The following is a 22,737-nucleotide window of genomic DNA, read 5'->3' as shown; positions in this document are numbered from 1 at the left end:
GGAGGACACCATGAAGTCGAAGCAGAGGCTGTCCGACCTCCGGGCCATGACCGGTGACCAGCTCCAGGACGAACTCCTGAAGCTGAAGAAGGAGCAGTTCAACCTGCGCTTCCAGAAGGCGACCGGCCAGCTGGAAAACGTCGCCCGGGTCCGCGAGGTTCGTCGCGACATCGCGCGGATCAAGACTGCGGCGGCCCAGAAGTCCGCCGGCGCGGAAAAGGCCTGAGGAGGTACCGATGCCGAAGCGCATTCTGCAGGGCGTCGTGGTCAGCGACAAGCAGGACAAGACGGTCGTCGTGAAGGTGGAGCGTCGCTTCACGCACCCGCTTCTCAAGAAGACGGTGCGTCGGACGAAGAACTACCACGCCCACGACGAGGCGAATAAGTACAAGGTCGGCGACGAGGTTCGCATCGTCGAGTCGAAGCCGATCTCGAAGCTGAAGACGTGGGTCGTCCTCGACGACGCCGCCGCGTCCTGAAAATAAAATCGCTTCGCTTGCGTTTTGCCGCGCCCGTGGGGGTTCCCATCGGCGCGGAAAAATGCTTCTAAGCGCACTCCAAAAACGGGGGACGCAGATCCCCGTCAGGCGAAGTCCGGCGAGCCTGAGATCGCCGGAAACCGGTCTGAGACACAGAAAGGATCAAGGCCATGATCCAGATGCAGACGAATCTCGACGTCGCCGACAATTCCGGCGCCCGTCGCGTGATGTGCATCAAGGTCCTCGGCGGCTCCAAGCGCAAGTACGCGGGGGTCGGCGACATCATCGTGGTTTCCGTGAAGGAAGCCATTCCGCGCGGGCGCGTGAAGAAGGGCGACGTCATGAAGGCGATCGTCGTGCGCACCGCCAAGGACATCCGCCGCCCCGACGGCTCGGTGATCCGCTTCGACCGCAACGCCGCCGTTCTGATCAACAATCAGAAGGAGCCGATCGGCACCCGCATCTTCGGGCCGGTCCCGCGCGAGCTGCGTGCGAAGAACCACATGAAGATCATTTCGCTCGCCCCCGAGGTGCTGTGATGGCCGCGAAGATCAAGAAGGGCGACAAGGTCGTCGTCATCACCGGTCGCGACGCCGGCAAGTCGGGCGAGGTCGTGCAGGTGTTCCCGAAGGAGACCCGCGCGCTCGTGCGGGGCGTGAACCTGGTGAAGCGCCACCAGCGCCAGACGGCGCAGCAGGAAGGCGGCATCATTTCCAAGGAAGCGCCGATCCACCTGTCGAACCTCGCGGTCGCCGATCCCAAGGACGGCAAGCCGACGCGGGTGGGTTTCAAGGTGCTCGAGGACGGGCGCAAGGTGCGTTTCGCCAAGCGTTCGGGAGATCTGATCGATGGCTAACGGGATGCAGGCGGCCGCCGAGCCGCGTCTGAAGACGGTCTATGCCGAGGTGATCCGGCCGAAGCTCGTGGAGCAGTTCGGCTACAAGAACGCCATGGAAGTGCCGACCATCGAGAAGGTCGTCATCAACATGGGCGTCGGCGAGGCGACCAACGACACCAAGAAGGTGCAGGCCGCTGCGGCGGACCTCGCCCTCATTGCCGGCCAGAAGCCGGTCATCACCCGTGCGCGCAAGGCGATCGCGACCTTCAAAGTCCGCGAGAACATGCCGATCGGCTGCAAGGTGACGCTGCGCAAGGCGCGGATGTACGAGTTCCTCGACCGTCTGGTCACGATCGCGCTGCCGCGCGTCCGGGACTTCCGCGGCCTGAACCCGAAGTCCTTCGACGGGCGCGGGAACTATGCACTCGGGATCAAGGAGCACATCATCTTCCCCGAGATCAACTACGACAAGACCGAGGCCGTGTGGGGGATGGACATCATCGTCTGCACGACCGCCAAGACCGACGACGAGGCCCGCGCTTTGCTGCGCGCCTTCAACTTCCCGTTCCGGCAGTAAGAGCCCGGCTCTTAAACGCGGAAACCAGGAGAGATCCATGGCGAAGAAGAGCTCGATCGAGAAGAACAACCGCCGCAAGAAGCTGGTGAAGTCCTACGCCGGCCGCCGCGCGCGTCTTCTCGCGATCGCGAATGACGAGTCCAAGTCGATGGAGGAGCGCTTCGCGGCGCGCCTCAAGCTGGCGGAACTGCCGCGCAACGCGAACCCCACCCGGGTCCGCAACCGTTGCGAGGTGACCGGCCGCCCGCGCGCCTACTACCGCAAGCTGAAGATGTCCCGCGTGGCCCTCCGCGAGCTCGGCTCGAAGGGGCTGGTGCCGGGCCTGACGAAGTCCAGCTGGTAAGGAGGCGCGACGATGGCCGTCAACGATCCCGTCGGCGATATGCTGACCCGCATCCGCAATGCGCAGATGCGTCGCAAGACCAAGGTCACGACCCCCGGCTCCAAGCTGCGCGCGCGTGTCCTCGACGTCCTCCAGTCGGAGGGCTACATCCGCGGCTACTCGACCACCGAGTACGGCAATGGCCGCTCGGAGTTCGAGATCGAGCTGAAGTACTACGACGGCGAGCCCGTCATCCGCGAGATTTCCCGCGTCTCGAAGCCGGGCCGGCGCGTCTATTCGTCGGTGACGGCGATGCCGCGCGTGGCCAACGGCCTCGGCATCACGATCCTCTCCACGCCGCAGGGCGTGATGGCGGATCACGAAGCACGCGAGAAGAACGTGGGCGGCGAAGTGCTCTGCACGGTCTTCTGACCCGCAGCGCATCGCAGACACGGGGAAACCGACAATGTCTCGTATTGGAAAGAAGCCTGTTGCGGTCCCGGCGGGCGTCACCGCCGCCGTCGCCGACAACGTCGTGAAGGTGAAGGGCGCCAAGGGCGAACTCGTCTTCACCGCTCCCGACGACGTGACCGTCACGCTTGAGAACGGCGCCATCTCGGTGACGCCGCGCTCGGAGACGAAGCGCGCCCGCGCGATGTGGGGCATGTCCCGCTCGCAGGTGGCCAACCTCATCGAGGGGGTCACCAAGGGCTATGAGCGTAAGCTCGAGATCAACGGCGTCGGCTACAAGGCCGCCGTCGCGGGCAAAGTGCTGAAGCTGTCGCTCGGCTACAGCCACGACATCGACTACGAGATTCCGGCCGGCGTCGCCATCACGACGCCCAAGCCGACCGAGATCGTGGTCGCCGGCATCGACAAGCAGAAGGTCGGCCAGATCGCCGCCGAGATCCGCGAATTCCGCGGACCGGAGCCCTACCAGGGCAAGGGCGTGAAGTATGCCGGCGAGTTCATCTTCCGCAAGGAAGGCAAGAAGAAGTAAGGGGCACAGGCCATGGCGAAGAACACCGAGGCCACCTCGCGCCGCGTTGCGCGTGTGCGCCGGAGCATCAAGAAGGCTGCCAACGGGCGTCCGCGCCTGTCGGTCTTCCGGTCGTCCAAGCAGATCTACGCCCAGATCATCGACGATGCGAAGGGCGCCACGCTCGCCGCTGCGTCGACCCTGGAGAAGGACGTGCGCGGCGGTCTCAAGACCGGCGCGGACACGGAAGCCGCCAAGACGGTCGGCAAGCTGATCGCGCAGCGCGCGATCGAGGCCGGCGTCAAGGAGGTCGTGTTCGACCGCGGCGCCTACATGTACCACGGCCGCGTGAAGGCGCTGGCCGACGCAGCCCGCGAAGGCGGTCTGTCGTTCTGACGGAGCGGGCCCCGCCGGGGCCCGGTTCCCTGGGGCCCTGACCGGGCCCCCAAAACCCTGGGATCAAGCGAGCGGCGGGCGCACAGGCTCCCGTCCGCGCAGAGTGAGAGACACCATGGCCAGAGAGCCCCGTGAACGGAAGGACCGCGATCGCGAGGAGCGCGACAGCGAGTTCGTCGACCGTCTCGTCCACATCAACCGCGTCGCCAAGGTCGTGAAGGGAGGCCGGCGCTTCGGCTTCGCCGCGCTCGTCGTGGTGGGAGACCAGAAGGGCCGCGTCGGCTTCGGCCACGGCAAGGCGCGCGAAGTGCCGGAAGCCATCCGCAAGGCGACGGACGCCGCCAAGCGTGCGCTGATCCGCGTGCCGCTGCGCGAGGGCCGCACCCTGCACCACGACGTGCACGGCCGCCACGGCGCCGGCAAGGTGGTGCTGCGCGCCGCCCCGGCCGGTACTGGCATCATCGCTGGCGGCCCGATGCGCGCCGTCTTCGAGGCGCTGGGCATGCACGACGTCGTGTCGAAGTCGCTCGGCTCGTCGAACCCCTACAACCTCGTCCGCGCGACGTTCGACGCCCTGAAGCACGAGGACAGCCCGCGCTCGGTCGCGGCGCGCCGCGGCCTCAAGGTGTCCGTCCTGCAGGCCCGCCGTGGCGACACGGACGGCGCCGGCGCCGACGCGTGAGGGAGGGACCGATGGCGAAGAAGACCGTGACGGTCGAGCAGATCGGCTCGCCCATCCGCCGCGAGGCCTCCCAGCGCCAGACGCTGGTCGGCCTCGGGCTGAACAAGCTGCACCGCCGCCGCACCCTGGAGGACACTCCGGCCGTGCGCGGCATGATCGCGAAGGTCAATCACCTCGTGCGCGTCGTCGACGACGCGGGCGCGAAGTGAGGAGTGCCAGGTCATGAAGCTCAACGGTATCAGTGACAATCCCGGCGCCAAGAAGTCCCGCATCCGCGTCGGACGCGGCATCGGCTCGGGCAAGGGCAAGACCGGCGGACGCGGCGTGAAGGGTCAGAAGGCCCGCACCGGGGTCGCGGTGAAGGGCTTCGAGGGCGGCCAGATGCCGCTCTACCGCCGCCTGCCGAAGCGCGGGTTCTGGAATCCCTTCTCGAAGGACTACAACGAGGTCAACCTGGGCCGCATCCAGGAGGCCGTCGATGCCAAGAAGCTCGACTCGGCCACCCCGGTGACGGTCGAGGCGCTCGTCGCGGCCGGCGTGGTGTCCAAGCCGCGCGACGGCGTGAAGATCCTCGGCTCAGGCGAGCTCAAGGCGAAGCTGACCTTCGAGGTCGCCGGCGCCTCGAAGTCCGCCCAGGCGGCGATCGAGGCGGCTGGCGGGTCGGTGAAGATCCTTGCCGCCGTGGCGGAAGCGACGGCCTGACCCCATATAGGGCCTCAGTCCGAGATTCGATGCCGGGCGGCGGAGAGGATCCGCTTCGCCCGGCGTTGTCTGTCAGGGGCTCCCGCGCCGGCAGGGCGGGGGTCCGGTTCCTGAGCGGAGCACGCATCCATGGCATCGGCGGCTGAACAGCTTGCAGCGAACCTCAACTTCGGGGCCCTGGCGAAGGCCGAGGAACTGAAGAAGAGGATCTGGTTCACGCTCGGCGCGCTGATCGTCTACCGCCTCGGCACTTACGTGCCGCTGCCGGGCATCAACCTCGATGCGCTGGCCGACATCTTCAAGCAGCAGCAGGCCGGCGTGCTCGGCCTCTTCAACATGTTCTCCGGCGGAGCCGTGGGTCGCATGGCGATCTTCGCGCTCAACATCATGCCGTACATCTCGGCCTCCATCATCATCCAGCTGCTCACGTCGGTGGTGCCGACGCTCGAGGCGCTGAAGAAGGAAGGCGAGAGCGGCCGCAAGGTCATCAACCAGTACACCCGCTACCTGACGGTGGTGCTGGCGACCTTCCAGGCCTACGGCATCGCGGTCGGGCTCGAGGCGTCGTCCAACCTCGTCGCCGAGCCGGGCATGTTCTTCCGCATCTCGACGACGATCACGCTCGTCGGCGGCACCATGTTCCTGATGTGGCTCGGCGAGCAGATCACCGCGCGCGGCATCGGCAACGGCTCGTCGCTCATCATCTTCGCCGGCATCGTGGCGGAGCTGCCCTCGGCCATCGCCGGCACGCTCGAGCTTGGCCGGCAGGGCGCCGTCTCCACGGTCCTCATCCTCGGCGTCATCGTGCTCGCGATCGTCGTGATCGCCTTCATCGTGTTCATGGAGCGCGCGCAGCGGCGCCTGCTGATCAACTATCCGAAGCGGCAGGTGGGCAACCGCGTGTACGAGGGGCAGACCTCGTTCCTGCCGCTGAAGCTGAACACCTCGGGCGTCATTCCACCGATCTTCGCGTCGTCGCTGCTGCTGCTGCCGGCCACCATCGCCGGGTTCTCGGCGCAGAACGACCCGTCCGGCTGGCTCGGCACCATGGCGGCGTATCTCGGCCACGGCCGGCCGCTCTACATGGTGATGTACGCGGCGCTGATCGCCTTCTTCGCCTTCTTCTACACGGCGATCGTCTTCAATCCGCAGGAGACGGCGGACAACCTGAAGAAGCAGGGCGGCTTCATCCCCGGCATCCGGCCCGGCGAGCGCACGGCGGAGTTCATCGACAAGGTGCTGTCGCGCATCACCGTGCTCGGCGCCATCTACCTCGTGCTCGTCTGCCTCTTGCCCGAAATACTGATTTCCCAGGCTGCGCTTCCGTTCTATTTCGGTGGAACGTCGCTCCTCATCGTCGTCAGCGTGACGATGGACACCGTGGCCCAGGTCCACGGCCATCTGCTGGCGCACCAGTACGAGGGGCTGGTCAAGAAGGCGAAGTTGCGCGGGGGGAAGCGTCGGTGAGGCTCATTCTGCTGGGACCGCCTGGGGCGGGCAAGGGTACGCAGGCGGTCAGGCTGGTCGAGCGGCTGGGGATCCCGCAGCTCTCCACCGGCGACATGCTGCGCGCCGCGGTCGCGGCGGGCACGCCCGTCGGCCTCAAGGCGAAGGCTGTCATGGAGTCGGGCGGGCTCGTCTCCGACGACATCGTCATCGGAATCATCCGCGATCGAATCGACGAGCCGGACGCGAGGAAGGGCTTCATCCTCGACGGCTTCCCGCGCACCGTCGCGCAGGCCGAGGCGCTCGACCTCATGCTGGCCGACAAGGGCCTCAAGCTCGACTGCGTGCTCGAACTCGTCGTCGACCAGAACGCCCTCGTCGGCCGCATCATCAAGCGGGCCGATGATGCGAAGGCGGCCGGCCAGCCGGTGCGCAAGGACGACGACCCGGAGGTCTTCAAGACCCGGCTTGCCGCCTACAACCGCGACACCGCCGTGGTGGCGCCCTACTACGAGAAGACGGGCAAGCTGAAGGCAATCGACGGCATGCAGCCCATCGACGCCGTCACCGAGGCGATGAAGAAGGCGCTGGGAGCGTAGGCTCCTGCGTGGCCGCACCCAATGGCATCAAGCCGGGCCTTGGCCCGGCTTTTTCGTTTGTCCGGCCTTTGCGGATGTCCGGATCCCGGGGGCCGCGCAGCGGCCGTCCCCAAGGAGGCCAGATGGTTCAGTCAGCCTTCGGCCCGCGCCTGACCGGGGGAACATCCCGGCTGCCGACGCTCTCCCAGCGCGGCCACGCGTCGTGCACCTCGAACCAGGGCAATTGCTCGCCGACGTTCACATGGGCGCGTGGGACGACGGCGGACGGATCGTCGAGGCTTGCGACGTAGACGTGAATCTCCGTCGGCCAGCGGTCGCCCTCGTAGGAGAGGGGGCTGCCGCAGGTGGGGCAGAAGCGGCGGACCACGCCGGGAGACGAGGCGATGGCGGCCGGGGAACCGGCGTCCCAGGCAAACTGGTCCTTCTCCAGCCCGATCCACGCGGCGATCGGCGATGACGTCGCGCGCCGGCAACTCTCGCAGTGGCAATAGGCGACCCATTTGGGCTTGCCCGTGAAGGAGAACCGGATGCCGCCGCACAGGCAGCGGCCGGAGGTGGTGTCTGTCATGGTCTGCCTCCTCTTGTCGGGCGATCCTTCACCAACGCTACACGCAGGGGGAGGGGCGGTCCGTCACCTCAGATGCCACCCTTCCCGGTCATTCCAGTCGAGCGTCCGGTTCCAGAACCGCGGCTTTAGGTCATCCGGGACGAAGAACACGCAGGTCAGGCCGGAAATCTCGCCGATCTCCGCGACCGGGACGCCTTTCAGCTCGTCCGCGCAGTAGTACCCGACGACGACTCGTTCGCTGCTCTTGCCGGAGTTCAGGATCACGGTGCCCCAGGCAATGCTCGCGATGATGGGCTCGAATCCTGCGGCCCGGTACTCGTCGGCGAGGGACTTGTATTGCCGTATCGCCGCGTCGGTGATGCGAAAATGCGAATGGAGCGGGATGGGCATCTCTACCCTCGCAATGGCTTGATGAAAAAGAACTGGCAAACGCAATGCTGAAACCGTACGGCGCTTTGCGCGGATGGTCCATTGTGTCGCCGGCCAACCGCCGCCCGGCCTCGCTTGACACCCTGACCCCGATCCTCTAAGCGACCGCATCCGGTTTCATCGGTGTCGCCGCCGGGGCTCTGTCGGGCCGCGGCGTCGTTCGTTTGGAGTAACCGGACACCATCACCGCGCAAGGGCCGGCCTCCACCGGACGCGCGGTTTCATCACCGCCGGCTTCGCGCCGGCCGACATGGAGACGGCAGTGGCCCGTATCGCAGGCGTCAACATCCCGACCAACAAGCGCGTCATCATCGCGCTCCAGTACATCCACGGCATCGGCCCCAAGAAGGCCGAGGAGATCACGACGGCCCTCAACATCCCGGCCGAGCGTCGCGTCGCCCAGCTGACGGACGCGGAAGTGCTCCAGATCCGCGAGATGATCGACCGCGACTACCTCGTCGAGGGCGACCTGCGCCGCGACGTGGCGATGAACATCAAGCGCCTGATGGACCTCGGCTGCTACCGCGGCCTGCGCCATCGCCGCAATCTGCCGGTGCGTGGCCAGCGTACACACACCAACGCGCGCACCCGCAAGGGCAAGTCGAAGCCGATCGCCGGCAAGAAGAAGTGATCTGACGGCGCGCAGCGCCGGCAGGTCATCCCCGGCGGCCCGCCTCGGCGGGCCGGGAAGGGGATCCAGTTTCGCGGCGTCCTCGGGCGCCGCGCCGAGACCCGGCCCCGGCCGGGAGCACACGGGGAGGGCGCGCCGCGGCCTCCCGATCACCTCAATCCCCAGCGCCTGGCATGACGGGCGCGCCAGAAGGATCAGACCATGGCCAAGGAAGCCGCCCGCGTTCGCCGCCGTGAACGCAAGAACATCGTCTCCGGCGTCGCGCACGTGAACGCCTCGTTCAACAACACGATGATCACGATCACCGACGCGCAGGGCAACACGATCTCGTGGTCGTCGGCCGGCATGATGGGCTTCAAGGGCTCGCGCAAGTCGACCCCTTACGCCGCCCAGGTCGCCGCCGAGGACGCCGCCCGCAAGGCCGCCGAGCACGGCATGCGCACCCTCGAGGTCGAGGTCACGGGCCCCGGCTCCGGCCGCGAGTCGGCGCTGCGCGCGCTGCAGGCCGCGGGCTTCACCGTCACGTCCATCCGCGACGTCACGCCGATCCCGCACAACGGCTGCCGTCCGCGCAAGCGTCGTCGCGTCTGACCCATTCGCCTTTACGCCTACCGCCTCCTGCGCCGACGGGCTCAGGAGGCGTCTGCACTTCCATCGTGGACGCGGGCCAGGGTCGACGGACCGATATGCCCGCGCTCTCTCATGAAGGACTGACCCCGTGATCCAGAAGAACTGGCAAGACCTGATCAAGCCGACGAAGCTCGACGTCACCGCGGGCGACGATCCGCGCCGCGTCGCGACGCTCGTCGCCGAGCCGCTCGAGCGCGGCTTCGGCGTGACGCTCGGCAACGCGCTGCGCCGCATCCTGCTGTCGTCGCTCCAGGGCGCCGCCATCGTGTCGGTGCAGATCGACGGCGTGCTCCACGAGTTCTCCTCGATCCCGGGCGTGCGCGAGGACGTCACCGACATCGTCCTCAACATCAAGGCCATCGCGATCAAGATGCAGGCCGATGGCGTGAAGCGGATGACGCTGCGCAAGCAGGGCCCCGGCCAGGTGAAGGCCGGCGACATCCAGACGCCCGGCGACGTCCAGATCCTGAACCCCGAGCTCGTCATCTGCACCCTCGACGAGGGCGCCGAGATCCGCATGGAGTTCTCGGTGAAGATGGGCAAGGGCTACGTCCCGGCGGACCGCAACCGTCCCGAGGACGCTCCGATCGGGCTCATCCCTGTCGACAGCCTCTATTCGCCGGTGCGCAAGGTCAGCTACCGCGTCGAGAACACCCGCGAGGGCCAGATCCTCGACTACGACAAGCTGACCATGACCGTTGAGACCAACGGCGGCGTGTCCCCAGAGGACGCCGTGGCCTATGCCGCGCGCATCCTGCAGGACCAGCTCGAGGTGTTCGTCAACTTCGAGGAGCCGCGCCGCGAGGACGAGAAGCCGTCCATGCCGGAGCTGGCCTTCAACCCGGCGCTGCTGAAGAAGGTCGACGAGCTCGAGCTGTCGGTCCGCTCGGCCAACTGCCTGAAGAACGACAACATCGTCTACATCGGCGACCTGATCCAGAAGACGGAGGCGGAGATGCTCCGCACCCCGAACTTCGGCCGCAAGTCGCTGAACGAGATCAAGGAAGTTCTCGCCGGCATGGGCCTGCACCTGGGCATGGAAGTGCCCGGCTGGCCGCCGGAGAACATCGAGGAGCTCGCGAAGCGCTTCGAGGAGCACTACTGAGACGCTCCCGGCACGGGGGAGGGGACACGTTGTCCCGACCCCGTCCCGGGCTCGATCGACAACGACGCCCCGTACCTTGGCACGGCGGGGCGATAACCAGGAGAAGCCACCATGCGTCACGGATACCGCGGCCGCCGCTTCAACCGCTCGGCCGAGCATCGCAAGGCGATGTTCATGAATCTCTCGCAGGCGCTCATCAAGCATGAGCAGATCGTCACCACGCTCGAGAAGGCGAAGGACCTGCGTCCCGTCGTCGAGAAGCTCGTGACGCTCGGCAAGCGCGGCGACCTGCACGCCCGCCGCCAGGCGATCGCCCAGATACAGGACGTGGCGCTGGTGAAGAAGCTCTTCGAGGTGCTGGGCCCGCGCTACAAGGAGCGCAACGGCGGCTACACCCGCGTGCTCAAGGCTGGCTTCCGCTTCGGCGACAACGCCGCCATGGCCGTGATCGAGTTCGTCGACCGCGACGTCGACGCGAAGGGCCTCGACTCGGGCCCGACGCAGAAGGAAGAGGTGGTCGAGGCCGCGGCCTGAGGCCGCGACACTCCCGGATCACCGGCGGGCGGCCCTTGGGCCGCCCGTTTGCGTTTCGGCCGGTCTCCCGGGCCGTCCGCCACCCTTCCGCCGCCGTCGCGGCGTCGTTATATCGGCTCATGGCCACCGGGCATTTGGCCACGGGACACTTGGCCACCGGAACGGGAACGACGGCGATGCGCAGGCTGATGTGGGCCGTGGCGGGAGTGATGGCGGCGGTGCTGGCGCCGGCTGGGTCGGGACACGCGCAGGTGGTGCAGGTCCCGCAGTCACAGCAGCAGATCAAGCAGAGCTTCGCGCCGCTGGTGAAGAGCGTCAGCCCGGCGGTCGTGAACGTCTACGCCTCGCGGGTCGAGCGGCAGGCGCGCAACCCACTGATGGACGACCCGTTCTTCCGTCGCTTCTTCGGCGGCGAACCCGGGCAGATGCCGCGGGAGCGCACGCAGCGCTCCCTGGGGTCGGGCGTCATCGTGGATCCCTCCGGCTTCGTCGTCACCAACAACCACGTCATCGAGAACATGACGGAGGTGAAGGTGGCGCTCGCCGACAAGCGCGAGTTCGAGGCCGACATCGTGCTGCGCGACCCGCGCACGGACCTCGCCGTGCTGAAACTGAAGTCGACCGAGCGATTCGCTTCGCTCGAGATCGGCGACAGCGACGGGGTCGAGGTCGGCGACCTCGTGCTCGCCGTGGGCAACCCGTTCGGCGTCGGCCAGACGGTGACGTCGGGCATCGTGTCGGCGCTGGCGCGCACGCAGGTCGGCGTCTCCGACTTCCAGTTCTTCATCCAGACGGATGCGGCCATCAATCCCGGCAACTCGGGCGGCGCCCTCGTCGACGTGTTCGGCCGCCTCATCGGCATCAATACGGCCATCTTCTCGCAGTCCGGCGGCAGCCACGGCATCGGCTTCGCCATCCCTGCCGCCATGGTGAAGGTGGTCGTCGCCTCGGCGCGCGGCGGCAGCAAGCTCGTGCGCCGGCCCTGGTTCGGGGCGCGGCTGCAGGTGGTGACGCCGGACCTTCAGGAGAGCCTCGGCCTCGACCGTCCCGTCGGCGCCCTGGTGGCTGGCACGGTGGAGAAGGGGCCCGCCGCGGAGGCCGGGCTCAAGGCCGGCGACGTGATCCAGGCGATCGACGGCCAGCCGGTCGACGATCCGGACGCCTTCGGCTTCCGCTTCGCGACCAAGCCGCTCGGCGGCCAGGCGAACCTCACCGTGCTGCGCGGCAACCGGAAGATGACGACGGCCGTGAGGCTCGCGCCGGCCCCGGAGACGCGCCCGCGCGACCTTCTCGTGGTGAAGGGCCGCTGGCCGCTCGCCGGGCTGCAGGTCGCGAACATGTCTCCCGCCCTCGCCGAGGAACTGTCCATCGACGGCTCGAACGAAGGTGTCGCCGTGATGGACGTCGCGCGCAACTCGCCGGCCCAAGAGCTCAATCTCAAACGCGGCGATGTCATCCTCTCCGTCGACGGCGAGAAGGTCGAGACGACCCGGGACCTCGAGAAGCTCGCCAAGCCGCGGCAGTACTACTGGAAGCTCGTCGTGCGCCGCGACGGGGAGACCGTCACCGCGATGGTCGGGGGCTGAGGCCCGGCGATGTCCGACCTGTTCCAGGCGGCGGGACTCGACAGGGGCGCGCCGCGCCCGCTGGCAGACCGCCTGCGGCCGACCCGGCTGGACGAGGTGGTCGGGCAGGATCATCTCGTCGGGTCTGACGGCGCCCTGACGCGCCTGATCGAGGCGGGATCGCTCGGTTCCCTAATCTTCTGGGGCCCTCCGGGCACGGGCAAAACCACCGTCGCCCGGCTGCTCGCCCACGAGACCACCCTGCACTTCGAGCCGATCTCGGCGATCTTCAGCGGCGTGGCGGACCTGAAGAAGGTGTTCGAGGCGGCACGGGCCCGCCGGCAGACGGGGCAGGGGACCCTGCTCTTCGTCGACGAGATCCACCGCTTCAACCGCTCGCAGCAGGACGCATTCCTGCCGGTGATGGAGGACGGCACCATCACGCTCGTCGGCGCCACCACCGAGAACCCGTCCTTCGAACTCAACGCGGCGCTGCTGTCGCGGGCGCGGGTCCTCACCTTCCGGGCGCTCGACGACGCGGCCGTCGACCGGCTGCTGGCCCGGGCCGAGGAGGTGGAGGGCAAGCCCCTGCCTGTCGATGTCGACGCCCGGGTCGCGCTGGTTGCCATGGCCGACGGCGACGGGCGGGCGGCGCTGACGCTCGCGGAGGAGATCTGGCGCGCGGCGCGGCCGGGCGAGGTGTTCGACACCGCGGGCCTCGGGCGCATCACGCAGCGGCGCGCGCCCGTCTACGACAAGTCGCAGGACGGCCACTACAACCTCATCAGCGCGCTGCACAAGACGGTGCGGGGATCAGACCCCGACGCGGCGCTCTACTACCTCGCGCGCATGCTGGATGCCGGGGAGAACCCGCTCTACATCGGCCGCCGGCTGGTGCGCATGGCCGTGGAGGACATCGGCCTCGCGGACCCTCAGGCGCTGGTCGTCTGCAACGCCGCCAAGGACGCCTACGACTACCTGGGCTCGCCGGAGGGCGAGCTCGCGCTGGCGCAGGCGGTCGTCTATCTCGCCACCGCGCCCAAGTCGAACGCGGTCTACACCGCTTACAAGGCGGCAATGGCCACGGCGAAGGCGCACGGCTCCCTGCCGCCGCCGCGCACCATCCTCAATGCCCCGACACAGCTGATGAAGGACGAGGGCTACGGCGCCGACTACCGCTACGACCACGACCAGCCGGACGCCTTCTCCGGACAGGACTACTGGCCCGAGCGGCTCGGCCGGCAGCACTTCTACGATCCGGTCGAGCGCGGCTTCGAGCGCGACATCCGCAAGCGCCTGGAGTGGTGGGAGAGGCTGAGGCGCGAGCGGCGCGGCGAGTGACGGGGATGCGGCGCGACTTGCGCCTCGCAGGGTCGACCGCGCGGCGCCGGTCGTGCTACCGCTCCCTCGCGGCCTGATCGTCCGGTCGCGCGGCGGCTTGGGGGCGACGGGATGCTGGGCACGCTCCTCGTGTTCGTGGGCGGCGGGATCGGCGCGGTGCTGCGGCATGGCGTCAACGTCGCCTCGGCACGCGCGTTCGGCACCTCCTTTCCCTGGCACACGCTGGCAGTGAACATCGTTGGATCGCTGGCGATGGGGCTGATCGCGGGCTGGCTGGCGCTGCGCGCTGCGGAGCCTTGGTCGCAGTCCCTGCGGCTCTTCCTCGCGACGGGCATCTGTGGCGGCTTCACGACGTTCTCCGCCTTCTCGCTCGACGCCGTGCTCCTGTGGGAGCGCGGGGAGACGGCGGCGGCAGCGGTCTATGTCGGCGGCTCGGTCGCCGCGTCCATTCTGGGCCTCGTCGCGGGGCTGGTGCTGATGAGGAGCCTGTCATGACGCGCAAGGCACGCGGGCCGGGTGGCCGGGGCGGCGAGGGGCCGAAGCCCGGCCGCGGGCCCGCACGTCCGGGATCCCGGGACAAGCGGAGCGGGCCTGCCGGCCGCGCCGAGGGGCCGAAGCGCCCGGCCGGTCCGCGGAGCGAACGGGCCGATGCCAGGCCGTCGCGCGCAGGCGGAAAGCCCTCGGTGGATGGACGAAGCGGGCGGCCGTCCAACGGCCAGCGTCCCGAGCGTCCTGCAAGCCGTCCGGCGCCGGAAAGGGCCGCGCGCCCCCTGCGGCTGGTCGAGGCGCCGGTCGAGGAGGCCGTTGCCGCCACGCCGCCCGCAGCCACGGTCGGCGTTCAGACGGTTACCGTCACGCCCGACGAGTCGGGGATGCGGGTCGACCGTTTCCTCGAGGCGCGGTTTCCAGGGCTCTCGTTCAGCCACATCCAGCGGATCGTCCGGAAGGGCGAGTTGCGCGTGAACGGCCGGCGCGTCGAGACCAAGGACCGTCTCGAAGCCGGGCAGGCCGTGCGCATCCCGCCGCTGGCGCTCGACAAGCCGAAGGAAGGCCCCCGGGCCTCGAAGGTCGACGACGAGACGCGGGCCTTCCTGCAGTCCCTCGTCCTCTTCGAGGACACCGACGTGATGGTGCTCAACAAGCCGTTCGGCCTCGCCGTGCAGGGCGGCTCGGGCACGCGCAAGCACGTCGACGGCATGCTGGCGTCGATGACCGACGCCAAGGGGCAGAAGCCGCGCCTCGTCCACCGGCTGGACAAGGACACGGCTGGTTGCCTCGTCATCGCCAAGACGCGCTTCGCGGCGTCGGCGCTGGCCAAGAGCTTCCGCTCGCGCGACACCAAAAAGGTGTACTGGGCGCTCGTCGCCGGCGTGCCCCGGGTCAAGCAGGGGCGCGTCTCCACCTATCTCGCGAAGGGCGAGGACGAGGAGGGCGACGCCCGGATGCAGATCGCGCGGCATGGGGACGAAGGCGCCAGCCATGCCGTCACCTACTACGCCGTCGTCGAGACGGCGGCGCAGAAGCTGGCGTGGCTGTCGCTGCGCCCGGTGACGGGCCGGACGCACCAGTTGCGGGCGCACACGGCCCACATCGGCCATCCGATCGTGGGCGACCCGAAATACTTCGACGTCGAGAACTGGGAACTGCCCGGCGGCATCCAGAACCGCCTGCACCTGCTGGCGCGGCGCATCGTGGTGCCGCATCCGCGTACGGGAAAGCCGATCGACGTCACCGCGCCGTTGCCGCCGCACATGCAGCAGTCTTGGAACCTGCTGGGGTTCGACGCGAAGCGCTACGATCCGATCGAAGAGGCGCCGTCGACCTGAAGCGAGAGGGTGGCGCCAACCAACATGGCGCCACCCCTGCTCGTTCCGGGGAGGAGGGCGATCCTCCCCACCAAAGTGCCCGGTGAGACCGGGTCAATATGCAGACCTGAGACGATTTTCGTATTCTAATGGGCTTATTGTCCGGCGACGATCGTAAACGGGTTCCTAATGTCGAGCTCTCGCTCGGCATCGGCTGTCATCGACGTCGCCGAATGGTTCGGCAGTCGTTAAGCTTCTTGATGTAGATCAAGCCCAGGGGGAAGTCGTACGCTGCGAGCGCGGGGCGATCGCGTCGATCACCGGCTGGAGCTGCTGGGCGAGCGTCTCGGCGATCATCACCGAGATCATGGCCATACAACCAGCGATTGCAGCATACTCGACGGCAGTAAACCCATCCTCCGAGCGGAGGAATGCCTTGACGATACCCATGACCCAAACCCTTTTTTCAAATTTATACTCGGATCTCTAATATCGGATCCGATGGCGCGACTCTGCCAAGGCCCCGTAAACCGACCCTTGCAGCGATCATCGAAACTCACCGATATCCGTTCGATTTGAATCGAAATCCGACGAAGGCGCTATCGCCTGCGCAGGAAGAGTTACCTGTTCGTCGCCTGCGTCGCAGAGAGCGTCGTTCCAGCGTCCGGGTCGGGGGGCGTCGCGAACCGGGGTGGACACGGCGGGCGCCGTGCGACAGATCAGTGTGGAGAGGTGAGCCATGGCCGACGACCTGACGGACCTGTTCTTCCACGACGGCCCGCGGCCGGTCGATCCGCGCGCGGCGGCCCGCGCCAGCGTGCAGGCGCCGCTGCCGCGCCGCTTCTACCGCGAGGCCGGCGTGGCCGCGACCGACGGAGGGCATGGGCTGGTGCTCGACGGCCGTCCCGCCCGCACGCCCGGCAAGGCGCCCCTTGCCGTGCCCTCCCTCGCCGTCGCCGAGGCCATCGCCCGCGAGTGGGAGAGCCAGGCCGAAGTGATCGACCCCACGACCATGCCGCTGACACGGCTCGTCAACAGCGCCCTCGACGGAGTGGCGCAGCGGCTCGACGACGTCGCGGCCGAGATCGCCCGCTACGGCGGCTCCGACCTGCTCTGCTACCGGGCGGGTGAGCCGGCCCGGCTGGTCCAGCGCCAGACGGATGTCTGGGACCCGCTGGTCGATTGGGCGCACGAGGCGCTGGGAGCGCGCCTGATCCTTGCCGAGGGCGTCATGTTCGCGGAGCAGCCGCCCGGCGCGACGGCCGCCATCACCGCCGCCGTGGAGCGGTTCCGCGATCCGCTCGCGCTTGCGGCGCTGTCGACGATGACCTCCCTCACGGGGTCCGTGGTGCTGGCGCTCGCCGTCGCCCACGGCCGTCTGTCGGCGCAGGAGGCCTGGGCCGCCGCGCATCTCGACGAGGACTTCCAGATGGAGGTGTGGGGGGAGGACGAGGAGGCGCTGCAGCGGCGCGCGGCGCGCTGGCGCGAGATGGAGGCCGCCGCCTTCGTCGTCGGCGCCGCGCGCTGATCCCGCTGCGTTCCGCCCGTTCCGGGCGGGCTCGCCGTTCCGGCCGCAGGCGTCAGACCGTCGCGTCCCCCTTCCGTCGAAGTTTCTGAGGCTCCCGGCGCGTGCTAAGCAGCCCGTGAACCCATCGGGGCCTGGCCCCGTGCGCGACGGAGACGTGCCGATGAAGGACATCCTCGAGAAGCTCGACCAGCGGCGCCACGACGCGCGGCTCGGCGGCGGGCAGAAGCGCATCGACGCCCAGCACGCACGCGGCAAGCTCACCGCCCGCGAGCGCATCGAGCTCCTGCTCGACAAGGGGTCCTTCGAGGAGTTCGACACCTTCGTGCAGCACCGCTGCACCGACTTCGGCATGGACAGGCAGACGAAGATCCCCGGCGACGGCGTCGTCACCGGCTGGGGCACGGTGAACGGGCGCACCGTTTTCGTCTTCGCCAAGGACTTCACGGTGTTCGGCGGATCGCTGTCGGAGACGCACGCCGCCAAGATCACCAAGATCCAGGACATGGCGCTCAAGGTGCGCGCGCCGATCATCGGCCTGTTCGATGCCGGCGGCGCCCGCATCCAGGAGGGCGTCGCGGCGCTGGGCGGCTACGGCGAGGTGTTCCGCCGCAACGTCATCGCCTCGGGCGTCATCCCGCAGATCTCCGTCATCATGGGCCCGTGCGCGGGCGGCGACGTGTACTCGCCGGCGATGACCGACTTCATCTTCATGGTGCGCGACACGAGCTACATGTTCGTCACCGGCCCGGACGTGGTGAAGACGGTCACCAACGAGACCGTGACGGCCGAGGAACTCGGCGGCGCCAAGGTGCACACCACGAAGTCGTCGGTCGCCGACGGCGCCTGGGACAACGACGTCGAGGCGTTGCTGCAGGTGCGCCGGATGATCGACTTCCTGCCGGCCAACAACACGCAGGGGCCGCCGAGCTGGCCGAGCTTCGACGTGCCGGACCGGGTCGACATGTCGCTCGACACACTCGTCCCCGACAACCCGAACAAGCCCTACGACATGAAGGAGCTGATCCTGAAGGTCGTGGACGAGGGCGACTTCTTCGAGATCCAGCCGAGCTTCGCCGGCAACATCATCACCGGCTTCGCCCGCATGGAGGGGCGCACCGTGGGCGTCGTCGCCAACCAGCCCATGGTGCTCGCCGGCGTGCTCGACGCCGACGCCTCGCGCAAGGGCGCGCGGTTCGTGCGGTTCTGCGACGCCTTCAACATCCCGATCGTCACCTTCGTGGACGTGCCGGGCTTCCTGCCGGGAACCGCGCAGGAGTATGGCGGCCTGATCAAGCACGGGGCGAAACTGCTGTTCGCCTACACGCAGGCGACGGTGCCGCTCGTCACGGTCATCACCCGCAAGGCGTTCGGCGGGGCCTACGACGTGATGGCGTCCAAGCACATCGGGGCGGACGTGAACTATGCGTGGCCGACGGCGCAGATCGCCGTGATGGGCGCCAAGGGGGCGGTGGAGATCATCTTCCGCGCCGATATGAACGACCCCGCCAAGATCGCCGAGCGCACCCGCGAGTACGAGGAGCGATTCCTGTCGCCGTTCGTCGCCGCCGAGCGCGGCTACATCGACGAGGTGATCATGCCCCACGGCACGCGCCGGCGGCTCTGCCGGGCCCTCGACATGCTCGCCGAGAAGCATGCCGAGCAGCCCTGGAAGAAGCACGACAACCTGCCCCTGTAGGCGGTGTGGACAGGATCGCCGGATAAGCCTTGTCGGGCGGGACCCGATCTGTTACACGGTGCCCCGCTTCGGTCGGCCGGGACAAAAAACCGGGACGGCTGAACCCCTTGCGGTCGTGGCGGAATTGGTAGACGCGCTAGCTTGAGGTGCTAGTTCCTTAACCGGAGTGGAAGTTCGAGTCTTCTCGACCGCACCACTCGCACCCGGTCCCCGGACCGGCGATGCGACGAGACAATCGGCAGAACGAAAGACGGCGGCTGCGGGTGATCCCCGCGCCGCCGTCTTCGTTTGAACGACGTTCGCCGGTGGCGTCAGCCCAGCAGGCCCTCCGCCTTCAGCGCCGCCTGGACGCCCGGCCGGGAGCCGACGCGGCCGAGATAGGCGACGACGTTGGGGTAGGGCGAGAGGTCGACGTGGAGCAGCTTCGCCCAGCCGAGAATCGTGAACAGGTAGGCATCCGCCACGCCGAAGTGGTCGCCGGCGAGGAAGGAGCGGCCGGCGAGGCGCGTCTCGACGTCGGCGATGCGGGTCTTCAGCCGCGCCACGGTCGCCTCCTTCACCTCAGCGGGGAGGGCCGGGTTCCACAGCGGCCCGAAGCCCTTGTGCAGTTCCGTCGCGATGAAGGCGAGCCACTGCTGGACCCTCAGGCGCTCGCGCGAGCCCACCGGCGGGATGAGCCCCGCTTCGGGCTTCGAATCGGCAAGGTGCTGGACGATGATGCTGGCCTCGGTCAGCGGCTCGCCGTCGCCGATGTCGAGGGCCGGCACGTAGCCCCGCGGGTTGATGGTGGTGTAGTCCCGGCCGTCCTCGGTCTTGCGCGCGTGCAGGTCGACCTTCACAAGGTCGATCGGAATGCCGGCCTCGGCGGCAACGATGTGGGGCGCGAGGGAGCAGGCGCCGGGGGTGTAGTAGAGCTTCATGGTGGGTCTCCGCGGCGCGGGTCGAACGGTGCGCCGGCGGGAGCGAAGTTGATGCATTTGCATCTATCCGTCAAGGTGGATGCAGATGCATGGAATTGGGCGATGGTCGGAACGATCGATGGCTGACGATCTGGAGGGCATGGCGACGGAGGCCGCCGTCGACGCCTGGGTGCGGCTGGTGCGCGTCGAGCAGGCGCTGCTGACGCGGGTCGAGGGCGATCTCAAGGCGGCCGGCTTCCCGCCGCTCGGATGGTACGACGTGCTGCTGGAGATCGGCCGCGAACCGGAAGGGCGCCTGCGGCCCGTGGACCTGGAACGGCGGCTTTTGCTGGCGCAGTCCAACACGTCGCGCCTCATCGACCGCATGGAGCGAGAGGGGCTGGTGCGACGCGAGGCCTGCCCGTTCGACGGCCGCGGGCAGATGGTCGTGATCACCGACGAGGGCCGGGCGCTCAAGGCGCGCATGTGGCCGGTCTACCGCGACGCCATCCGCGACCATGTCGGGTCGAAGCTGTCCTGCGAGGATGCGCGCGCGCTCTCGGCGATCCTGTCGCGCCTGCTCTGAGCCTCAGCTGCGCCCGCGGGCGATGGCAATCATGCGCTCCGTGTCGCTGGTCCAGCCCGGCGGCGCCGCCACGGTGGGCGAGGTCCCCGAACCGGGCGTCATGTGGACGATGCCGTAGCCTTCGCTCGCGAGGGCGGCGAGGAAGGCCGGCAGCATGGCCGCCGTCTGGCCCTGGGTGTCGTGGAACAGGACGATGCCGCGCCTTTGGCGGCGCAGGCGGCCCATGACGAGCGCCAGCTGCTCGGCCGGCGACATCGGCCGCCAGTCCGACGCCCACAGGTCGCAGCCGAACACGCCCGTGTCCCGCGCCGCGAGGAAGGCGTTGAGGTGGGCCGTGTCGGCAAAGCCCGGGTAGCGGAAGAACGGCGCGATGGAGCGCCCCAGCGCGTCCTCGATGGCCTTGAAGCCGGAGAGGATCTCCTGCTCGCCGACCGCCGGAGACCGCTCGCGCAGCGTCCACGGGTGCGAGAAGGTGTGGCAGGCGAGGGTGTGGCCGTCCGCTGCGATGCGGCGCACCAGCGCCGGCTGCGCCGCGGCGTTGCGGCCGATGAGGAAGAACGTGGCCTTGGCGCCCGCGCAGGACAGCGCTTCCAGCACGCGTGGCGTGTTCGCCGCCGGCCCGTCGTCGAAGGTGAGCACGACCTCGCCTTCGGCAAGCGGCAGCGTGCGCGGATAGGAGCGCAGGCCGACCTCGAGGCCGCCGTGTGTGCCCACAGGCAGCGTCCGCGCCGCGAGCGCGTCGCAGCGCCCGGCGGCCCGTGCAGCGCCGGCGGAGGCCGTGACCACTGCCCCGGCCAGCATCGCGCGGCGGGTCATCCGAATCGTCATGGCAGCAGTATAGGGTGCGAAGCGCGTTCGGCGCGGGCCCGTCCCGCGTTGCACCGGAGCCCCCGACTTCCTACAAGCGCGCAGGGCCCGGCCGCCGCCGGACCGGACTGACGCGCGGACAAGCCCGATGACCGACGTCGACGTGACCGACACTGCCGCGCGTGCGCCGCTCGCCTTCCGCGACGAGGAGGGCGAGGTCGTCGCGGCGTTCGTCGAGGCGGTTGCGAACGCCGTCGAGCACGACCATGGCGAGCGGGTCCGCGCGCTGGTGTCGGACCTGCACGAGGCCGACCAGGGCGCGCTTCTGGAAGCGCTGGAGCCGGAGCTCCGCACCCGTCTGATCGGGCTGCTCGGCGACGACTTCGACTTCGCGGCGCTGACTGAGGTCGACGACGCCGTCCGCGAGGAGATCCTCGAGGAACTGCCGACGGAGACCGTCGTCGAGGGCATGAAGGACCTCGACAGCGACGACGCGGTCTACATCCTCGAGGACCTCGACAAGGAGGACCAGGACGAGATCCTCGACGCGCTGCCGGCGAGCGAGCGCGTCGCGCTGCAGAAGAGCCTGGACTATCCCGAGGGCTCCGCCGGCCGCCTGATGCAGACGGACCTCATCGCCGTTCCGCCGTTCTGGACGGTCGACCGCGTCCTCGAACACCTCAAGACCACGCAGGACCTGCCCGAGAGCTTCTTCGAGGTTTTCGTCGTGGACCCCGGCCACCGGCTGCTCGGCCACATCTTCCTCGACCGCCTCGTGCGCGGGCAGGGAAGCCTCACCGTCGACCGGATCATGGAGCCGGACCGGCGCCGCGTGGACGTGATGGACGAGAGCGAGGAGGTGGCGCGGCTGTTCGAGCGCTACAACCTCGTCTCCGCGCCGGTCGTCGACGAGGCGGGGAGGCTCGTCGGCGTCATCACCATCGACGACATGGTGGACGTGCTGCAGGAGGAGGCAGACGACGAGATCAAGGCTCTGGGCGGCGTGCGCGGCGACGAAGAGCTCTCCGACGATGTCTGGGCCATCACCCGCAGCCGCTTCGGCTGGCTGTTCGTCAATCTCTTCACGGCCTTCCTGGCCTCGGCGGTGCTCGGGCTCTTCGAAGGTGAGCTGCAGAAGATGGTGGCGCTGGCCGTGCTGGCGCCCATCGTGGCCAGCCAGGGCGGCAACGCAGCCACGCAGACGATGACGGTCGCGGTGCGGGCGCTCGCGATGCGCGACCTCGGCCCCGCGAATGCCCTCCGTGTCACCTCGCGCGAGGCGACCGTCGGTCTGCTCAACGGCATCGGCTTCGGCCTCCTGACGGGTGTCGTCGCAAGCCTGTGGTTCGCCGACTGGAACCTCGGCATCGTCATTGGCCTGGCGATGATCGTGAACCTCGTCGCCGGGGCGCTCGGGGGAATCCTGATCCCGATGGCGCTCGACCGCTACGGCGCGGACCCGGCCGTCTCCTCGGGGGTGTTCGTGACCACGGTCACCGACGTGGTCGGCTTCTTTGCCTTCCTCGGCATCGCGACGATCTGGTTCGGCCTCGCCTGAGGCACCTTGCCGCCGGCCTCCCGCGCCGAGCTTGG

31 protein-coding genes and 1 tRNA gene are annotated in these 22,737 nt (G+C 68.6%); 27 read left to right on the top strand and 5 right to left on the bottom strand.

Features of this window, described 5'->3' with window-relative positions; translation table 11 throughout:
* Positions 1-10: 10 nt before the first annotated feature.
* The 14 genes from rpmC to ACX9GQ_RS14230 all read left to right on the top strand — a co-directional run bounded on the left by rpmC (position 11) and on the right by ACX9GQ_RS14230 (position 7,020).
* On the top strand, positions 11-226 hold the full coding sequence (rpmC, locus tag ACX9GQ_RS14295) for a 50S ribosomal protein L29 (RefSeq protein ID WP_459630231.1): 216 nt from the start codon (positions 11-13) through the stop codon (positions 224-226).
* A 10-nt stretch (positions 227-236) separates the two neighbouring features.
* A complete protein-coding gene (gene rpsQ, locus ACX9GQ_RS14290) occupies positions 237-479 on the top strand; it encodes a 30S ribosomal protein S17 (protein WP_459630230.1) in 243 nt (80 codons plus the stop codon).
* A gap of 170 nt (positions 480-649) precedes the next feature.
* Positions 650-1,018, top strand: coding sequence for a 50S ribosomal protein L14 (gene rplN, locus ACX9GQ_RS14285; protein ID WP_459630229.1), 369 nt, complete (start codon positions 650-652; stop codon positions 1,016-1,018).
* Positions 1,018-1,335: a 50S ribosomal protein L24 gene (rplX, locus tag ACX9GQ_RS14280; protein WP_459630228.1), complete on the top strand. Its 318-nt coding sequence runs from the start codon at positions 1,018-1,020 to the stop codon at positions 1,333-1,335. Before rplN ends, rplX begins: the two co-directional genes overlap by 1 nt.
* A gap of 4 nt (positions 1,336-1,339) precedes the next feature.
* On the top strand, positions 1,340-1,894 hold the full coding sequence (gene rplE / locus ACX9GQ_RS14275) for a 50S ribosomal protein L5 (RefSeq protein ID WP_459630360.1): 555 nt from the start codon (positions 1,340-1,342) through the stop codon (positions 1,892-1,894).
* Positions 1,895-1,931: 37 nt separating this feature from the next.
* Complete coding sequence (gene rpsN, locus ACX9GQ_RS14270) at positions 1,932-2,237, top strand: 30S ribosomal protein S14 (RefSeq protein ID WP_459630227.1); 306 nt, start codon at positions 1,932-1,934, stop codon at positions 2,235-2,237.
* Between the two features lie 12 nt (positions 2,238-2,249).
* A complete protein-coding gene (gene rpsH, locus ACX9GQ_RS14265; protein WP_459630226.1) occupies positions 2,250-2,648 on the top strand; it encodes a 30S ribosomal protein S8 in 399 nt (132 codons plus the stop codon).
* Positions 2,649-2,682: 34 nt separating this feature from the next.
* Complete coding sequence (rplF, locus tag ACX9GQ_RS14260; RefSeq protein WP_459630225.1) at positions 2,683-3,216, top strand: 50S ribosomal protein L6; 534 nt, start codon at positions 2,683-2,685, stop codon at positions 3,214-3,216.
* A gap of 12 nt (positions 3,217-3,228) precedes the next feature.
* Positions 3,229-3,591, top strand: a complete 363-nt coding sequence (gene rplR / locus ACX9GQ_RS14255; RefSeq protein WP_459630224.1) for a 50S ribosomal protein L18 — start codon at positions 3,229-3,231, stop codon at positions 3,589-3,591.
* Positions 3,592-3,706: 115 nt separating this feature from the next.
* Entirely contained in the window at positions 3,707-4,273 is a 567-nt protein-coding gene (gene rpsE, locus ACX9GQ_RS14250; RefSeq protein WP_459630223.1) for a 30S ribosomal protein S5, read from the top strand.
* Positions 4,274-4,284: 11 nt separating this feature from the next.
* A complete protein-coding gene (gene rpmD, locus ACX9GQ_RS14245) occupies positions 4,285-4,482 on the top strand; it encodes a 50S ribosomal protein L30 (RefSeq protein WP_459630222.1) in 198 nt (65 codons plus the stop codon).
* A gap of 13 nt (positions 4,483-4,495) precedes the next feature.
* On the top strand, positions 4,496-4,975 hold the full coding sequence (rplO, locus tag ACX9GQ_RS14240; protein ID WP_459630221.1) for a 50S ribosomal protein L15: 480 nt from the start codon (positions 4,496-4,498) through the stop codon (positions 4,973-4,975).
* A gap of 129 nt (positions 4,976-5,104) precedes the next feature.
* On the top strand, positions 5,105-6,442 hold the full coding sequence (gene secY / locus ACX9GQ_RS14235) for a preprotein translocase subunit SecY (protein WP_459630220.1): 1,338 nt from the start codon (positions 5,105-5,107) through the stop codon (positions 6,440-6,442).
* A complete protein-coding gene (locus ACX9GQ_RS14230; RefSeq protein ID WP_459630219.1) occupies positions 6,439-7,020 on the top strand; it encodes an adenylate kinase in 582 nt (193 codons plus the stop codon). The genes secY and ACX9GQ_RS14230 overlap by 4 nt, the downstream gene beginning before the upstream one ends.
* A 127-nt stretch (positions 7,021-7,147) precedes the next feature.
* Here the strand turns inward: ACX9GQ_RS14230 and ACX9GQ_RS14225 are convergent, their stop codons facing one another.
* Complete coding sequence (locus ACX9GQ_RS14225; RefSeq protein ID WP_459630218.1) at positions 7,148-7,588, bottom strand: GFA family protein; 441 nt, start codon at positions 7,586-7,588, stop codon at positions 7,148-7,150.
* A gap of 63 nt (positions 7,589-7,651) precedes the next feature.
* The gene (locus ACX9GQ_RS14220) at positions 7,652-7,978 is read right to left on the bottom strand and encodes a hypothetical protein (RefSeq protein WP_459630217.1); all 327 of its coding nucleotides are present in this window, start codon (positions 7,976-7,978) and stop codon (positions 7,652-7,654) included.
* Between the two features lie 301 nt (positions 7,979-8,279).
* Between ACX9GQ_RS14220 and rpsM the strand changes: the two genes are divergently transcribed.
* From rpsM to ACX9GQ_RS14180, 8 genes are all read left to right on the top strand, one after another.
* Entirely contained in the window at positions 8,280-8,648 is a 369-nt protein-coding gene (gene rpsM / locus ACX9GQ_RS14215) for a 30S ribosomal protein S13 (protein WP_459630216.1), read from the top strand.
* Positions 8,649-8,849: 201 nt separating this feature from the next.
* Positions 8,850-9,239: a 30S ribosomal protein S11 gene (rpsK, locus tag ACX9GQ_RS14210; protein ID WP_459630215.1), complete on the top strand. Its 390-nt coding sequence runs from the start codon at positions 8,850-8,852 to the stop codon at positions 9,237-9,239.
* Positions 9,240-9,366: 127 nt separating this feature from the next.
* Positions 9,367-10,383, top strand: coding sequence for a DNA-directed RNA polymerase subunit alpha (locus ACX9GQ_RS14205; RefSeq protein ID WP_459630214.1), 1,017 nt, complete (start codon positions 9,367-9,369; stop codon positions 10,381-10,383).
* Positions 10,384-10,494: 111 nt separating this feature from the next.
* On the top strand, positions 10,495-10,917 hold the full coding sequence (rplQ, locus tag ACX9GQ_RS14200) for a 50S ribosomal protein L17 (protein ID WP_459630213.1): 423 nt from the start codon (positions 10,495-10,497) through the stop codon (positions 10,915-10,917).
* A 176-nt stretch (positions 10,918-11,093) separates the two neighbouring features.
* Positions 11,094-12,503: a DegQ family serine endoprotease gene (locus tag ACX9GQ_RS14195; protein WP_459630212.1), complete on the top strand. Its 1,410-nt coding sequence runs from the start codon at positions 11,094-11,096 to the stop codon at positions 12,501-12,503.
* 9 nt (positions 12,504-12,512) lie between these two features.
* Positions 12,513-13,823 (top strand): replication-associated recombination protein A, encoded by a 1,311-nt coding sequence (locus ACX9GQ_RS14190; protein WP_459630211.1) that lies wholly within the window; start codon positions 12,513-12,515, stop codon positions 13,821-13,823.
* A 111-nt stretch (positions 13,824-13,934) separates the two neighbouring features.
* Entirely contained in the window at positions 13,935-14,318 is a 384-nt protein-coding gene (gene crcB / locus ACX9GQ_RS14185) for a fluoride efflux transporter CrcB (protein WP_459630210.1), read from the top strand.
* Entirely contained in the window at positions 14,315-15,649 is a 1,335-nt protein-coding gene (locus tag ACX9GQ_RS14180; RefSeq protein WP_459630209.1) for an RluA family pseudouridine synthase, read from the top strand. The genes crcB and ACX9GQ_RS14180 overlap by 4 nt, the downstream gene beginning before the upstream one ends.
* A gap of 246 nt (positions 15,650-15,895) precedes the next feature.
* Here ACX9GQ_RS14180 and ACX9GQ_RS14175 read toward each other — a convergent pair whose 3' ends face one another.
* Entirely contained in the window at positions 15,896-16,078 is a 183-nt protein-coding gene (locus ACX9GQ_RS14175; protein ID WP_459630208.1) for a Flp family type IVb pilin, read from the bottom strand.
* Between the two features lie 289 nt (positions 16,079-16,367).
* Here ACX9GQ_RS14175 and ACX9GQ_RS14170 point away from each other — a divergent pair, with 289 nt between their 5' ends.
* The 3 genes from ACX9GQ_RS14170 to ACX9GQ_RS14160 all read left to right on the top strand — a co-directional run bounded on the left by ACX9GQ_RS14170 (position 16,368) and on the right by ACX9GQ_RS14160 (position 19,048).
* On the top strand, positions 16,368-17,156 hold the full coding sequence (locus ACX9GQ_RS14170; protein ID WP_459630207.1) for an ATP12 family chaperone protein: 789 nt from the start codon (positions 16,368-16,370) through the stop codon (positions 17,154-17,156).
* 160 nt (positions 17,157-17,316) lie between these two features.
* Entirely contained in the window at positions 17,317-18,852 is a 1,536-nt protein-coding gene (locus ACX9GQ_RS14165; RefSeq protein WP_459630206.1) for an acyl-CoA carboxylase subunit beta, read from the top strand.
* Between the two features lie 109 nt (positions 18,853-18,961).
* Positions 18,962-19,048: transfer RNA gene (locus ACX9GQ_RS14160), tRNA-Leu, on the top strand.
* Positions 19,049-19,163: 115 nt separating this feature from the next.
* Here ACX9GQ_RS14160 and gstA read toward each other — a convergent pair.
* Positions 19,164-19,772: a glutathione transferase GstA gene (gene gstA / locus ACX9GQ_RS14155; RefSeq protein ID WP_459630205.1), complete on the bottom strand. Its 609-nt coding sequence runs from the start codon at positions 19,770-19,772 to the stop codon at positions 19,164-19,166.
* Between the two features lie 118 nt (positions 19,773-19,890).
* Between gstA and ACX9GQ_RS14150 the strand changes: the two genes are divergently transcribed.
* Positions 19,891-20,337, top strand: a complete 447-nt coding sequence (locus ACX9GQ_RS14150; RefSeq protein ID WP_459630204.1) for a MarR family winged helix-turn-helix transcriptional regulator — start codon at positions 19,891-19,893, stop codon at positions 20,335-20,337.
* Positions 20,338-20,340: 3 nt separating this feature from the next.
* Here the strand turns inward: ACX9GQ_RS14150 and ACX9GQ_RS14145 are convergent, their stop codons facing one another.
* Positions 20,341-21,153, bottom strand: coding sequence for a polysaccharide deacetylase family protein (locus ACX9GQ_RS14145; RefSeq protein WP_459630203.1), 813 nt, complete (start codon positions 21,151-21,153; stop codon positions 20,341-20,343).
* A 139-nt stretch (positions 21,154-21,292) separates the two neighbouring features.
* Here ACX9GQ_RS14145 and mgtE point away from each other — a divergent pair, with 139 nt between their 5' ends.
* Positions 21,293-22,702 (top strand): magnesium transporter, encoded by a 1,410-nt coding sequence (gene mgtE / locus ACX9GQ_RS14140; RefSeq protein WP_459630202.1) that lies wholly within the window; start codon positions 21,293-21,295, stop codon positions 22,700-22,702.
* Positions 22,703-22,737: the final 35 nt, after the last annotated feature.

Source organism: Alsobacter sp. R-9 (assembly GCF_054612375.1).
Note: the sequence above shows the minus strand (reverse complement) of the source record. Positions and strands in the feature narration are given on the sequence as shown.